The following is a 13,337-nucleotide window of genomic DNA, read 5'->3' on the forward strand; positions in this document are numbered from 1 at the left end:
TTCCGTGACGTCTGCGAAGGAACGCGACACCTCAGAATGGTCGCATAATCGTCCGGACGCTATCGAGCCTTGTCACTGGACTGGATAAGCGCCTGGTTCCGCATCGTTTTGATCCGTACAAGCGTCACGGAATGGATCCTCGGGTCTGCGCAGGAGCTTTGCTCCTGCTCCGCCCGTGTATGACGAGGATAAATCGTCGCGGTTAATCGCGGACGTTGGCTGGTTCATGGGCTGCACTGGGTTATAATGTCTGTTGCAACAACACGGTGTTTAGGTTATAATCAATGTTGTAACAGGACTGCAGCACCATGAACACCATCATTCGAAAGATCGGCAATTCCGAAGGCGTGATCCTGCCGAAGGAGCTTCTTGACCGCCTGAACATGAAGGCGGGTGACAACGTGGTTGTCGTTCAGGAGGGCCAAGAGCTTCGCTTGCGCCGCTTGGAAGACTCTGCCGAAGAGTTCGAGCGCAAGATGAAGATCGCGCGCGAGCGAATGAAGAAATACGAGGTTGCCTACCGCGCGCTCGCTAAATGACCGAGCATCACTCGCGGGAATTCGTGGAGGCGATGCATGCCGAACAATTACGCCTCCACGGCGGCGCCCCAGGCATACGCGACGAGGGCATGCTGGAATCTGCCCTCGCCCGGCCCCGACAGAAAGAAGCGTACGGCCAGCCCGATCTTTGTGAACTCGCTGCCGCCTACCTCTTCGGCATTGCAAAGAACCATCCGTTCGTCGACGGCAACAAGCGCACGGCTTTTGCCGCGGCCGACTTGTTCCTCTATTTCAATGGTTTGAGCATCGAAGCCGAGCAACAGGACATCATTCAGCTGGTGATGATGGTCGCCGCAGGTCAGATCGATGAGGCCGGCGCCGCAGCCTTCTTCCGTGACCACACCGTGAAGGTCGAAGACTAGTTCTCGGCCTTGTCCGAGAGCTTGACGATTTCCCATTCCTTGCCGTTGACGGTCACGACCTCGCCGATCTTCTTGCCGAAGAGGGCCACGGCCATCGGCGAGACATGGGAAATGCTGCCCTTCGAGGGATCGGCCTCGTCCTCGCCGACGATGCGCCAATGCACCTTCTTGCCGTCGTCGCCTTCCAGGGTGACGCCCATGCCGAAGCGCACCACGTCGCTGCCCGGCTCCGGCACCGAAAGCTCCGCGCTTTCGCGCCGCGCGGTCCAGTAGCGCAGGTCGCGCGACACGACAGCGAGGCGTTCGCGGTCGCCGCGCCTTTCAGCCTTGGCCATCAGGTCGCGCAGCTCGGCGAGGTTGTCCTCGATCATCGCAAGGCCGCGCTCCGTCACCAGGTTGCGGTGCGTGCTGACCGGACGTTCGCCGACGCCGGCAATGGCGTTCTCGCTGTCTTCTTCGCGCGTGAAAGCTCTGCTCATGCGGTGAACTTAGGCTTGGCGAGGCGACTGCACAAGCGGTTTGCCGATGAGCCCGCCTTGGCACGATTCCTGCGACAGACAGGGCGAAACGCCAGGACCTGTGCCGATGTTGAACAGACGAACGCTGCTTGCCCGGACCGCCGGCTTCGCCGCCGCCGGCGTCCTTGCCGGCAAGGCATCGGCCAAGTCGCTGCCGGGCATCGAGATGGCCGCGATGCGCGGCTCGATCAACGCCACCGAGACCGGCGTCCAGCCGGGCGCGGTCGACGACCAGAGCAAGGCTTTCGCCAGGATGCTGACCGAGGCCAGCGACCGCGACCAGCCGGTGTTCCTGCCGCCCGGCAGCTATCTCGTCTCAAACCTGAAGCTGCCCGCACGCGTGCGCCTGTCGGGCGTGCCCGGCGCGACGCGCATCGTCTATGGCGGCAACGGCCATCTGATGATGGCCGAACAAGCCGAGCACATCGAGCTCAGTGGCCTGGTGCTCGACGGCGCAAACCGCTGGCTGGCCGATTACACGCAAGGGCTGCTCGATCTGCGCCGTGTCGCGCACTTGGTCATCGACAATTGCCAGGTGACCGGCAGCGGCAAGAACGGGCTGGCGCTCGAGCACGCCGTCGGCCGCGTCGGCCGCTCCGATATTTCGGGTGCCGCAGATGCCGGCATCTATTCAGTCGAGGCCGGCGGGCTGGAGATTTCCGGCAATAGCGTTTCGGACTGCGCCAATGGCGGCATCCTGGTGCACCGCTGGCAGGCGGCGGAGGACGGCACCATCGTCAGCGGCAATCGTGTCCAGCGCATCGGCGCGCGCAGCGGCGGCACCGGGCAGAACGGCAACGGCATCAATGCCTTCCGCGCCGGCAACGTCATCATCTCCGGCAACGTCGTCTCCGACTGTGCTTTCACCGCGGTCCGCGCCAACAGCTCAAGCAATTTGCAGATCACCGGCAACACCTGCTCGCGCTCGGGCGAGACCGGAATCTATTCGGAATTCTCGTTCGAAGGCGCGATCGTCAGCAACAATCTGGTCGACGGCGCCGCCAACGGCATCTCGATCGTCAATTTCAACGAAGGCGGCCGCATGGCCGTCTGCTCGAACAATATCGTGCGCAACCTCTCGACCACCGGCCCCTACACCGCCGATCCGCCCGGTTTCGGCGTCGGCATCAGCGCCGAGGCCGACACGACGGTGTCCGGCAACGTCGTCGAGAACGCGCTGCTCTATGGCATGCAGCTCGGCTGGGGCCCCTATCTGCGCAACGTCGTGGCGACCGGCAACATCATCCGCAAAGCGGGCACCGGCATCGTCGTTTCGGTCGTCGAGGGTTCCGGCAGCGCAGTCATCTCGGACAACGTTATCGACGGCGCGCAACACGGCGCCATCATCGGCCAGCGCTGGGCCGATCCGGTGACCGGGGACCTCACCCGATCGACCGATACCGGTTACGCGCATCTCACCGTCGAGCGCAACAAGGTCAGTTAGATCGAGGCCACGATGATGTGCGCCTGGATCTTGGCGGCAATTTCACCGCGGCCATGTCTGTCGGCGATCACGGACTCGGCGTAGTCGGTCGCGGACGCCAACCGTCCTGCCTCCCTGGCCTCGATCTCGTTGCGAAGCAGCGTCCCCTGACAATAGGCAACGGCCGGAACGCGCGGCGAGGATGCGCGGCTCTGCTCGGCTCTGGTGTCGATCGTCACATCGGAAAATCCCGCGGCTTCAAGGTCGCTGCGGATCAGGTCCTTGTCGTGGTAACCGTGCGGCGTGCGCGCCAGGAAGCGCGGCGGATCGTGCGGAAAAATCCTGGCGAGAGCATTCGTCACGTCATCGGCGAATGCATTCTCCTCGATGCGATCCCAGACGCTGAAGAGGAAATGTCCGCCGGGCTTCAGCACCCGCTTTGCTTCGCGATAGGCAGCGGAACGGTCGGGAAAGAACATGGCGCCGAACTGACAACAGACGAGGTCGAAGGCGGCATCCTCGAAGGGCAGATTCAGGGCATCCGCCTGACGCCATGCGATGCGGCTGTCGGGCCCCTGGCGCGAAGCCGCATAATCGAGCATCGGCTGATTGAGGTCGGTTACGGCATAGCTGGCGTCCGGAGAAAGTTTTGGCGCCAAGGCGCGGGTGACGGCCCCTGTGCCCGCGGCGGTTTCCAAAATGGCCAAAGGTGAGAAGGACGCCGCCCGCCGCGCGGTCTCCGCGGCATAGGCCTCGAAAATCAACGGCACCATATGGCGATCGTAATTTTCCGGGATCGACCCGGCAAACACCTTGTCCGCTTCCAGCATAGCCACCGCCCAGCATCCGATTGATGGTAAGGGAGACTAGCAGAAACATGAACTCGCTGCTGTTCGGTTTTGCGTAGAACCGGCGCCGTCCAGGTCGCCAGCGATGGAATTGGCAATCTCAGATTTAGATACACATTGTGTATGCAAAAATGCTATATTGGTAATGGAAGGATACATCACCATGGCCACCAAAAACCAGGACACCCACGCCAAGCCCGTCAATCTGCGCATCCGCGAGGATATCCGCATCCTGATCGACCGCGCCGCGAAGATACGGGGGAAAACCCGCTCCGACTTCATGATCGACGCCGCCTACCGTGCAGCCGAAGACACGCTGCTCGACCAGACGCTCGTCAAGGTCGATGCCGAAAGCTATCAGCACTATCTCGATATCCTCGACCAGCCGCCGAGCGGCGAGGGATTCGCCCGCCTGATGAACGCGCCCAAACCTTGGCGGGACTGATGCTTTCGGCTCCAGCCCTTTTAGCCGATGCGCACGAACTCGACTTTTTCAAAGCGGGACCGACAGCCTGGATCAGTGGCTTCGACGGCGGGCGCGCGCCAATCAAGTCAGCGGGGCGTCCAGAACCTATGTGGTTGCGGAAGGGACGCACGTCGTCGGTTACTACTGCCTTTCATCGGGCGGACTTGACTTGGCGGATGCGCCTGGTTCGATCCGCCGCAATATGCCCGATCCCGTGCCTGTGGCTGTGCTTGGCCGTTTGGCTGTCGATGCGAACTGGCAAGGCAAGGGTCTGGGTGTTGCTCTGCTGCAGGACGCGGTGCTGCGGACGGGCCAAGCGGCAGCCATTCTCGGCATTCGCGGTCTCCTGGTTCATGCCATATCGGATGAAGCCAAGATGTTTTATGAGCGCTACGGCTTCCAGGCTTCCCCAAAAAATCCGATGACTTTGGTGCTGTCGCTGAAGACAGCTAGTTGAGCGCCGCCGTCGGCCGCAGCAAGCCGACCTTGGCACCTATGCGGCTTTCGATTGCGGGATGGGCGAGCTCGGCGAGCCGTGTCGCTACCGCCTCATCGTCGCGCAGCAACTTCGCCAGCACCGCGGCGATCATCACTTCGGCCCCCCTGCCCGCGCCGTCATCGCACTTCAAGGCAATGCCGAGGCCAAGCTCGGGCAATGCCGCGCAATAGACGCCTTCGGCGCCGGTCTTGACGAAGATGCGACCGGGTGCTGCCTGCATCAGCGCGACGTCGGCCCTGCCGGTGCCGGCGACCAGGAACGGCTCGGCCATGCAGGCCGAAAGCAGCCGCTTCGCCGCCTTGGCGCGCTCGGGCGCAAAGCCCCTGCCCGTCGCCATGCGGGCAAAGCCCTGAGCGAAATTCTTCAACGGCACGGCGTAAGTGGGGATCGAGCAGCCGTCGATGCCGCAATGGTCGACGTCATGCGCCGCGCCCGTCACGGACTGCATGGCGTCGCGGACCATCTCCTGCAAAGCGTGGCCGGCCTTGACATAGCCGCCGTGGGAAATGCCGGCATGCACGCAGGTGCAGAGGAAGCCGGAATGCTTGCCGGAGCAGTTGTTGTGCAAGGCGTTCGGCACGTTGCCGGCTCGAGTGAGCGCGATGGTGGCCTCATGGCTCGAGGGCCAGTGCGCACCGCATTCCAGCGCCGTCCTGTCGAGGCCCGCCCTGGCGAGCATCGCCGTGGCCAGCTCGACATGGGCCGGCTCGCCCGAATGCGAGGCGCAGGCCAGCGCCAACTCGCGGTTGCCGAAGCCGTAAGCATCGGCGGCACCCGATTCCACCAGCGGCAATGCCTGGATTGCTTTCACCGCCGAGCGCGGGAACACGGGGCGGTCCGTGTCGCCGATTTCCCAGACGGGCTTGCCGTCGGCGTCGAAGACGGAGACCGCGCCGCGGTGGGCGCTTTCGACCACAGCGCCGCGTGTGACCTCGACCAGAACCGGATTTGTCATGTTGCCTCCCGCACGCACGCCCAGCGGCGCCGCTTTAACGCGGGCCGCTTCTACCTGATCCGGTCGAGGATGGAAACGTAGTTGGCGACGGCCGCGCCGCCCATGTTGAAGATGCCGCCGAGTTTTGCGCCCGGCACCTGGATGCCGCCGGCTTCGCCGGTGAGCTGCATGGCTGTCAGCACATGCATCGAGACACCGGTAGCACCGATCGGGTGGCCCTTGGCCTTCAGGCCGCCGGACGGGTTGACCGGCAGCCGACCGTCCTTCGCCGTCGTGCCATCCAGCGCCAGCTTGGCGCCCTCTCCTGGCTTGGCGAGCCCCATCGCTTCGTATTCGATCAGCTCGGCTATGGTGAAGCAGTCATGCGTCTCGACGAAGGAGAGGTCGTCGAGCGTCACACCGGCCTTCTTCAGCGCCTGCTCCCAGGCGCGCTCGCAGCCTTCGAAGGAGAGGATGTCGCGCTTCGACATCGGCAGGAAGTCCTGCACATGCTCATTGGCGCGGAAAGTCACGGCGCGGCGCATTTTCAGCGCCGTCGCCGTGTCGGTGAGGACGAGCGCCGCGGCGCCGTCGGAGACCAGCGAGCAATCGGTGCGCTTCAGCGGACCGGCGACGAACGGGTTCTTCTCGCTCTCCTGGCGGCAGAACTCGTAGCCGAAATCCTTGCGTATCTGGGCATAGGGATTGTCGACGCCATTCCGGTGGTTCTTGGCGGCTATCATGGCAAGTGCGTCCGATTGGTCGCCATAGCGCTGGAAATAGGCCTGCGCGATCTTGCCGAAGACGCCGGCGAAGCCTGCCGGCGTGTCGCCATCTTCCGGCAGATAGGATGCCTTGAGGAGATTCTTGCCGATCTCGGGTCCGGGCGTGGTCGTCATCTGCTCGGCGCCGACCACCAGCACGATGCGAGCGGCGTTGGCGTCGATGGCGCGGATGCCTTGACGGACGGCGGCCGAGCCGGTGGCGCAGGCGTTCTCGACGCGCGTCGCCGGCTTGAAGCGCAGCCGGTCATCGGCCTGGAGCACGAGGCTTGCGGTGAAATCCTGCGGCGAGAAGCCGGCGTTGAAATGGCCAAGCACGATCTCGTCGACATCGTCTGGGCCGATGCCGGCGTGATCGAGCGCTTCGACGGCGACCCTGGTGATCAGGCCCTCCAGCGTCTCGCCTTCGAGCTTGCCGAAGCGCGAATGCGCCCAGCCGACGATGCATGCGGTCATGGCAACCTCCATCTGTGCCGCAGCCTAGCACGATCGCACGCGGCACGTGATTTAATATTGTTCAATAATGAACCGTTTCCAGCCCCATGCCATGGGCCAGAACGACACGATCGGTTGATCCCGGTGTCGATTTTTATTGATTGACGCGTCAATAAAAAATAACCTTGGCTCGAACCGGACCCCCAAATGCCCAAAATCGGAATGGAGCCAGTGCGCCGCAGGGCGCTGATCGACGCGACGATCTCGGCGATCGGCGAGCGCGGATCGCTGGACGTGACGATGTCGGAGATCGCCGGCCGCGCCGGAGTGTCGTCGGCGCTGGCGCATCACTATTTCGGCGCCAAGGACGAACTGCTCTTCGCAACGATGCGGCACATCCTCGCCGAGCTCAACACCGACACCAGACGCGCGTTCGGCCTTGCCGCGACGCCGCGCCAGCGCGTCTCGGCCGTCGTCGCCGTCAGCTTTTCCGACGAGCAGTTCCAGCCTCAGATCATCGCCGCCTGGCTCGCCTTCTATGTCGAGGCACAGAAATCGATGGAGCTGCGGCGGCTGCTGCGCATCTATGCGCGGCGGCTCCATTCGAACCTGATGAGCGGGCTGACCGGCATCCTGCCTCGGGCCGAGGCAGACCGCGTGGCGGAAGCGACCGCGGCACTGATCGACGGGCTCTACATCCGCCGCGCGCTGAAGGACGGCGTGCCCGACGCGCAGACCGCGATCGCGCTCGTGGAAGACTATCTCGAAACCAAGCTCAACGGACGGAGCCTGCCTTGACCACCCGGCGACCCAATTTCCTGATCGTCATGGTCGATCAGCTCAACGGCACGTTCTTTCCGGACGGCCCGGCGGACTTCCTGCATGCGCCGCACCTGAAGGCGCTTGCCGCGCGCTCGGCGCGCTTCGCCAACAATTACACTGCCTCGCCGCTCTGCGCGCCTGGCCGCGCTTCGTTCATGAGCGGGCAACTGCCGTCGCGCACCGGGGTCTATGACAACGCCGCCGAGTTCGCCTCTTCCATTCCGACCTTCACCCACCATCTGCGCGCCGCCGGCTACTACACCTGCCTGTCCGGCAAGATGCATTTCGTCGGGCCCGACCAGTTGCACGGTTTCGAGGAGCGTCTGACCACCGACATCTACCCCGCCGATTTCGGCTGGACGCCAGACTACCGCAAGCCCGGCGAGCGCATCGACTGGTGGTATCACAATCTGGGTTCGGTCACAGGCGCCGGCGTCGCCGAGATCACCAACCAGATGGAGTATGACGACGAGGTCGTCTTCCTTGCCATGCAAAAGCTCTACCAGCTGTCGCGCGAGCAGGACGACGCGGGTCATCGCCCCTGGTGCCTTACCGTTTCGCTGTCGCACCCGCACGACCCCTATGTGGCGCGCAAGCAGTATTGGGATCTCTACGAGAACTGCCAGGCGCTCGATCCTGAAATCCCGTTCATACCGCATGACGCGCAGGATACGCATTCGCAACGGCTCTACCGCGCCAGCGACTACCAAGCCTTCGAGATCACGCCAGAACAAGTGCGCCGTTCGCGGCGCGGCTATTTCGCCAACATTTCCTATGTCGACGACAAGCTCGGCGAGATTCTGGACGTCCTCACGCGTACCCGCATGCTCGACGACACAACCGTCCTGTTCTGCTCGGACCACGGCGACATGCTGGGCGAGCGCGGCCTGTGGTTCAAGATGAGCTTCTTCGAAGGCTCGGCGCGCGTGCCGCTGATGATCGCCGGCAAGGACGTGCCGGCCGGCCTGATCGCGGCGCCGGTTTCCAATCTCGACGTGACGCCGACGCTCTGCGACCTAGCCGGTATCGACATCGCGGCAATCGAACCGTGGACCGACGGTCAGTCGCTGCTGCCGCTGCTCGACGGCAAGGCGCGAAGCGGGCCGGTGCTGATGGAGTATGCGGCCGAAGGCTCCTACGCGCCGCTGGTCGCGATGCGCGACGGTAAATACAAATTCGTCCATTGCGAGCTCGACGCGCCGCAACTGTTCGATCTCGATACCGATCCGCTCGAGCGTGACAACCTCGCCGACGATCCGGCGAACGCAGCCCTGGTGGCGGCGTTCATGGACAAGGTCGGGGCCCGCTGGGACATGGCCGCCTTCGACGCCGCCGTGCGCGAAAGCCAGGCGCGCCGCTGGGTCGTCTATCCGGCGCTGCGCAACGGCGCCTACTACCCGTGGGATTTCCAGCCGCTGCAGAAGGCGTCGGAACGCTACATGCGTAACCACATGAACCTCGACAATCTCGAAGAGAGCAAACGCTATCCGAGAGGCGAATAATGGCTGACGTTCTCGTTCCCACCCTCGACCATCTGAAACAGGCCTATGCCGTCACCTCGACGGCCACGCAGGTGACGCCGCTGCTGGAGTCGGCGGCGCTCGCAAAAGAGACGGGTGCAGCGCGGATCTTCGTCAAGCCGGAGTCGCTGCAATGGGCCGGCTCCTTCAAGGTGCGCGGCGCCTATTGGCGGTTGAACCGGCTTTCGCCGGATGAAGCGAAAAAGGGGGTCGTCGCCTATTCCTCCGGCAATTTCGCGCAAGGGCTGGCGGCGGCCGGCCAGGCGCTGGGCATCCCCGTCACCATTGTCATGCCTATCGACGCGCCCGCCGCCAAGCGCGACGCGACCGCCGGTTATGGCGCGCGCGTGGTGCTGACGGATCATGGCGAACGGGCCCGCGAGGAAGTTGCGGCTGCAAAGGCGCGCGAGATCGCCGAGAGCGAGCATCTCACCTTGCTGCATCCCTTCGACGATCCTGAGATCGTCGCCGGCCAGGCCGGCGCGGGACTGGAAGCGCTCGACCAGCTGGCAATGAAGAAGGCGCATGCAGACCTGGTATTCTGCTCGGTCGGCGGCGGCGGGTTGATCGGCGGTGTTTCGCTGGCCTTCCACTATCTGTCGCGCAACACCGAGATCATCGCCGTCGAGCCGGAAGGTTTCAACGGCATGGGCTCGTCGCTGGCGCATGGCGCGATCGAGACCATGCCGATCGGGCCGAAATCGATCTGCGACGGGCTGATGGCGCGCAAGCCCGGCGACGCGCCCTTCGCGGCGGTGCGCGCGGCCGGCGTGCGCGGCGTCACCGTCGACGACGCCTCGGTGCGGTGGGCGATGAAGATCGCCTTCGAGCGGATGAAGCTGGTGCTGGAGCCTTCGGGCGCGGCATCGCTCGCGGCGCTGCTCGGCGGCAAGGTGGATGTGAAGGACAAGACCGTCCTTGTGGTTGCAACCGGCGGCAATGTCTCGCTCGCCGACTTTATGGCGCATGTGAACAATGCTTGAAGCGGATTTCGTCATCATCGGCTCCGGCTCAGCCGGCTCGGCCATGGCCTACAGGCTATCGGAAGACGGCAAGCACTCGGTGATCGTCATCGAGTTCGGCGGCACCGATATGGGGCCGCTGATCCAGATGCCGTCGGCGCTGTCGATCCCGCTCAATATGAGCCTCTACGACTGGGGGTTCGCCAGCGAGCCGGAGCCGCATCTCGGCGGGCGCGTGCTGGCCACCCCGCGCGGCAAGGTGCTCGGCGGCTCGTCCTCGATCAACGGCATGGTCTATGTGCGCGGACATGCGCATGACTTCGACCACTGGGCCGAACAGGGCGCCGCAGGCTGGGCGTTCGCCGACGTGCTTCCCTATTTCAAGCGCATGGAGGATTGCGACGGCGGCGAGGATGGCTGGCGGGGCAAAGGCGGACCATTGCATGTGCAGCGCGGCACGCGGAAAAATCCGCTCTACGGCGCCTTCGTCGAGGCGGGCCGCCAGGCCGGGTTCGAGCTCACCGACGACTATAACGGCTCCAAGCAGGAAGGTTTCGGGCCGATGGAACAGACCATTCTGGGCGGCCGCCGCTGGTCGGCGGCGAACGCCTATCTGAAGCCGGCTCTCAGACGCGGAAATGTCAGGCTGCTCAAGGGTTTCGCCCGGCGCGTGGTAATCGAGAATCAACGCGCGATCGGCGTCGAGATTGAAGCTGATAAAAAGATTCAGGTCGTTAAGGCGCGGCGTGAGGTGATCGTCGCGGCCTCGTCGATCAATTCGCCAAAGATCCTGATGCTGTCAGGCATCGGCCCGGGCGCGCATCTCCAGGAAAACGGCATCCAGGTGGTTGCCGACCGGCCGGGCGTCGGCGGCAATCTGCAGGATCATCTGGAGCTTTATATCCAACAGGAATCGACCAAGCCGATCACGCTGAACTCGGTGCTCAATCCTTTCTCGAAGGCGCTGATCGGCGCGCAATGGCTTTTCTTCAAGACCGGCCTTGGCGCCACCAACCATTTCGAGGCGGCAGCCTTCGTGCGTTCGCAGGCCGGCGTCGATTACCCCGATATCCAGTATCACTTCATCCCTGCGGCGGTGCGCTATGACGGCAAGTCGGCGGCGAAGTCGCACGGCTTCCAGGCGCATGTCGGGCCGATGCGCTCGAAGTCGCGCGGCTCGGTCGGCCTGCGCTCGCCCGATCCGAAGGCCAAGCCGGTGATCCGCTTCAACTATATGTCGCATCCGGACGACTGGAGCGAGTTCCGCCACTGCATCCGGCTGACGCGCGAGATCTTCGGCCAGAAGGCCTTCGATGGCTTCCGCGGCAAGGAGATTTCACCGGGCAGCCATGTGCAGTCGGACGACGAGCTCGACGCCTTCATCCGCGACCATGCCGAGAGCGCCTACCATCCTTGCGGCACCTGCAGGATGGGCCGCGCCGACGATCCTACGGCCGTCGTCGATCCGGAATGCCGGGTGATCGGCGTCGAGGGGCTGCGCGTCGCCGACTCCTCGATCTTCCCGCGGGTGACCAACGGCAACCTCAACGCGCCGTCGATCATGACCGGCGAGAAGGCGTCCGATCACATCCTTGGCCGAACGCCGCTGGCGCCATCCAACCAGGAACCGTGGATCAATCCGCGCTGGCAGGTGGCGGACCGATAGGGCATTGTCGGGCACACCCGCCCGATCGGCGAACAGTTCCGGAGAAAGCCATGCGCGCCCAGCCAACGGCATCGCACTACGTCAACGGCCGCTACATCGAGGACGAAGGCGGTGCCCCGCTGCCGGTGATCTATCCGGCTACCGGCGAGATCATCGCCACGCTGCATTCGGCAACGCCGAACGTGCTGGAGCTGGCGATCGAAGCCGCCCGGGCCGCGCAGCCTGCCTGGGCACGGTTGAAGCCCGTCGAGCGCGGCCGCATCCTGCGCCGCGCTGCCGACATTCTGCGCGCGCGCAATGCCGATCTGGCCCGCATCGAGACGCTCGACACCGGCAAACCGATCCAGGAAACGCTGGTGGCCGACGCCCCTTCGGCCGCCGACTGCCTGGAATATTTCGCCGGAGCGGTCGCCGCCTTCAATGGCGAGATGATCGATCTCGGCGGGCCCTTCGCCTATACGCGCCGCGAGCCGCTCGGCGTCTGCGTCGGCATCGGCGCCTGGAACTATCCGATCCAGATCGCCGGCTGGAAGTCGGCGCCGGCTTTGGCCATGGGCAATGCCATGGTATTCAAGCCGTCGGAGAACACGCCGCTTTCGGCGCTGGCACTGGCCGAGATCTATTCAGAGGCCGGCCTGCCCGACGGGCTGTTCAATGTCGTGCAAGGCTATGGCGATGTCGGCGCCGGCCTTGTCGGGCACGATGTCGTGGCCAAGGTCTCGGTGACCGGCTCGGTGCCGACCGGCCGCAAGGTGCTGTCGCTTGCCGGCTCGAAGATGAAGCACGCGACGATGGAGCTCGGCGGCAAGTCGCCGCTGATCGTCTTCGACGACGCCGATCTCGAGAACGCCATCGGCGGCGCCATGCTCGGCAACTTCTACTCTACCGGCCAGATCTGCTCGAACGGCACGCGCGTCTTCGTGCAGAAGGGCCTGCACGACCGCTTCGTTGAGCGGCTTGTCGAGCGCACCAAGAAGATCCGCATCGGCGATCCGCTCGATCCGGAAACGCAGATGGGTCCGCTGGTCAACAAGGCGCAGCAGGACAAGGTCGTTTCCTATATCGAAGCCGGCAAGCAGGATGGCGCCAGCCTAGCCTGCGGCGGCAATTTACCGTCGCTGCAGGGTTTCGAAGGCGGTTTTTTCGTCGAGCCGACGGTGTTCACCAATGTCGCCGACACCATGCGGATCGCGCGCGAGGAGATTTTCGGACCGGTGATGAGCGTGCTCAAATTCGACAGCGAGGACGAGGTGATCGAGCGCGCCAACGACACCGAATTCGGGCTGGCGGCGGGCGTGTTCACGCGCGACCTGCCGCGCGCGCATCGCGTCATCGCCGAATTGCAGGCCGGCATCTGCTGGATCAACGCCTACAATCTCACGCCGGTGGAAATGCCCTTCGGTGGCGTCAAGCAGTCCGGCATCGGCCGCGAGAATTCGCTGGCGGCGCTGGCGCATTATTCGCAGCTGAAGGCGGTTTATGTCGAGACGGGGGACGTGGCGAGCCCGTATTGAGGGATTGACAGATCACGAAAGTCGGC

At 64.2% G+C, this 13,337-nt stretch carries 13 protein-coding genes and 1 pseudogene; 10 read left to right on the forward strand and 4 right to left on the reverse strand.

Going from position 1 to position 13,337, the window contains the following annotated elements:
* Positions 1-308 precede the first annotated feature (308 nt).
* Complete coding sequence (locus FJW05_RS23910) at positions 309-539, forward strand: AbrB/MazE/SpoVT family DNA-binding domain-containing protein (RefSeq protein ID WP_140636209.1); 231 nt, start codon at positions 309-311, stop codon at positions 537-539.
* The gene (locus FJW05_RS23915) at positions 536-922 is read left to right on the forward strand and encodes a type II toxin-antitoxin system death-on-curing family toxin (RefSeq protein ID WP_140636211.1); all 387 of its coding nucleotides are present in this window, start codon (positions 536-538) and stop codon (positions 920-922) included. Before FJW05_RS23910 ends, FJW05_RS23915 begins: the two co-directional genes overlap by 4 nt.
* Here FJW05_RS23915 and greA read toward each other — a convergent pair.
* Positions 919-1,401: a transcription elongation factor GreA gene (greA, locus tag FJW05_RS23920; RefSeq protein WP_140636212.1), complete on the reverse strand. Its 483-nt coding sequence runs from the start codon at positions 1,399-1,401 to the stop codon at positions 919-921. The two genes, FJW05_RS23915 and greA, sit on opposite strands and share 4 nt — an antisense overlap.
* Positions 1,402-1,507: 106 nt before the next feature.
* Here greA and FJW05_RS23925 point away from each other — a divergent pair, with 106 nt between their 5' ends.
* Positions 1,508-2,884 (forward strand): TIGR03808 family TAT-translocated repetitive protein, encoded by a 1,377-nt coding sequence (locus tag FJW05_RS23925; protein WP_140636214.1) that lies wholly within the window; start codon positions 1,508-1,510, stop codon positions 2,882-2,884.
* Here the strand turns inward: FJW05_RS23925 and FJW05_RS23930 are convergent.
* On the reverse strand, positions 2,881-3,693 hold the full coding sequence (locus tag FJW05_RS23930) for a methyltransferase domain-containing protein (RefSeq protein ID WP_140636236.1): 813 nt from the start codon (positions 3,691-3,693) through the stop codon (positions 2,881-2,883). The genes FJW05_RS23925 and FJW05_RS23930 overlap by 4 nt on opposite strands.
* A 181-nt stretch (positions 3,694-3,874) precedes the next feature.
* On the opposite strand from FJW05_RS23930, the gene FJW05_RS23935 reads away from it, so the two are divergent.
* Both FJW05_RS23935 and FJW05_RS23940 read left to right on the forward strand, forming a co-directional pair.
* Entirely contained in the window at positions 3,875-4,156 is a 282-nt protein-coding gene (locus FJW05_RS23935; protein ID WP_140636216.1) for a DUF1778 domain-containing protein, read from the forward strand.
* Positions 4,156-4,634: pseudogene (locus FJW05_RS23940) on the forward strand (GNAT family N-acetyltransferase). The gene FJW05_RS23935 and the pseudogene FJW05_RS23940 overlap by 1 nt, the downstream one beginning before the upstream one ends.
* On the opposite strand, the gene FJW05_RS23945 reads toward FJW05_RS23940, so the two are convergent.
* Together FJW05_RS23945 and FJW05_RS23950 are read right to left on the reverse strand one after the other, a co-directional pair.
* The gene (locus FJW05_RS23945; RefSeq protein ID WP_140636218.1) at positions 4,627-5,631 is read right to left on the reverse strand and encodes an asparaginase; all 1,005 of its coding nucleotides are present in this window, start codon (positions 5,629-5,631) and stop codon (positions 4,627-4,629) included. The pseudogene FJW05_RS23940 and the gene FJW05_RS23945 overlap by 8 nt on opposite strands.
* 50 nt (positions 5,632-5,681) lie before the next feature.
* On the reverse strand, positions 5,682-6,848 hold the full coding sequence (locus FJW05_RS23950) for an acetyl-CoA acetyltransferase (protein WP_140636220.1): 1,167 nt from the start codon (positions 6,846-6,848) through the stop codon (positions 5,682-5,684).
* 186 nt (positions 6,849-7,034) lie between these two features.
* Here FJW05_RS23950 and betI point away from each other — a divergent pair, with 186 nt between their 5' ends.
* From betI to betB, 5 genes are read left to right on the forward strand one after another with little or no spacing between them, the layout of a single operon-like run.
* Complete coding sequence (gene betI / locus FJW05_RS23955; protein WP_140636222.1) at positions 7,035-7,625, forward strand: transcriptional regulator BetI; 591 nt, start codon at positions 7,035-7,037, stop codon at positions 7,623-7,625.
* Positions 7,622-9,151, forward strand: coding sequence for a choline-sulfatase (gene betC / locus FJW05_RS23960; protein WP_140636224.1), 1,530 nt, complete (start codon positions 7,622-7,624; stop codon positions 9,149-9,151). The genes betI and betC overlap by 4 nt, the downstream gene beginning before the upstream one ends.
* Positions 9,151-10,152 (forward strand): threonine/serine dehydratase, encoded by a 1,002-nt coding sequence (locus FJW05_RS23965; RefSeq protein ID WP_140636226.1) that lies wholly within the window; start codon positions 9,151-9,153, stop codon positions 10,150-10,152. Before betC ends, FJW05_RS23965 begins: the two co-directional genes overlap by 1 nt.
* The gene (gene betA / locus FJW05_RS23970) at positions 10,145-11,797 is read left to right on the forward strand and encodes a choline dehydrogenase (protein ID WP_140636227.1); all 1,653 of its coding nucleotides are present in this window, start codon (positions 10,145-10,147) and stop codon (positions 11,795-11,797) included. Before FJW05_RS23965 ends, betA begins: the two co-directional genes overlap by 8 nt.
* A gap of 50 nt (positions 11,798-11,847) precedes the next feature.
* Complete coding sequence (gene betB, locus FJW05_RS23975; RefSeq protein WP_140636229.1) at positions 11,848-13,311, forward strand: betaine-aldehyde dehydrogenase; 1,464 nt, start codon at positions 11,848-11,850, stop codon at positions 13,309-13,311.
* The last annotated feature ends 26 nt before the right edge of the window (positions 13,312-13,337 follow it).

The sequence above is a fragment of the Mesorhizobium sp. B2-9-1 genome, from assembly GCF_006439455.1.
Taxonomy (GTDB): domain Bacteria; phylum Pseudomonadota; class Alphaproteobacteria; order Rhizobiales; family Rhizobiaceae; genus Mesorhizobium.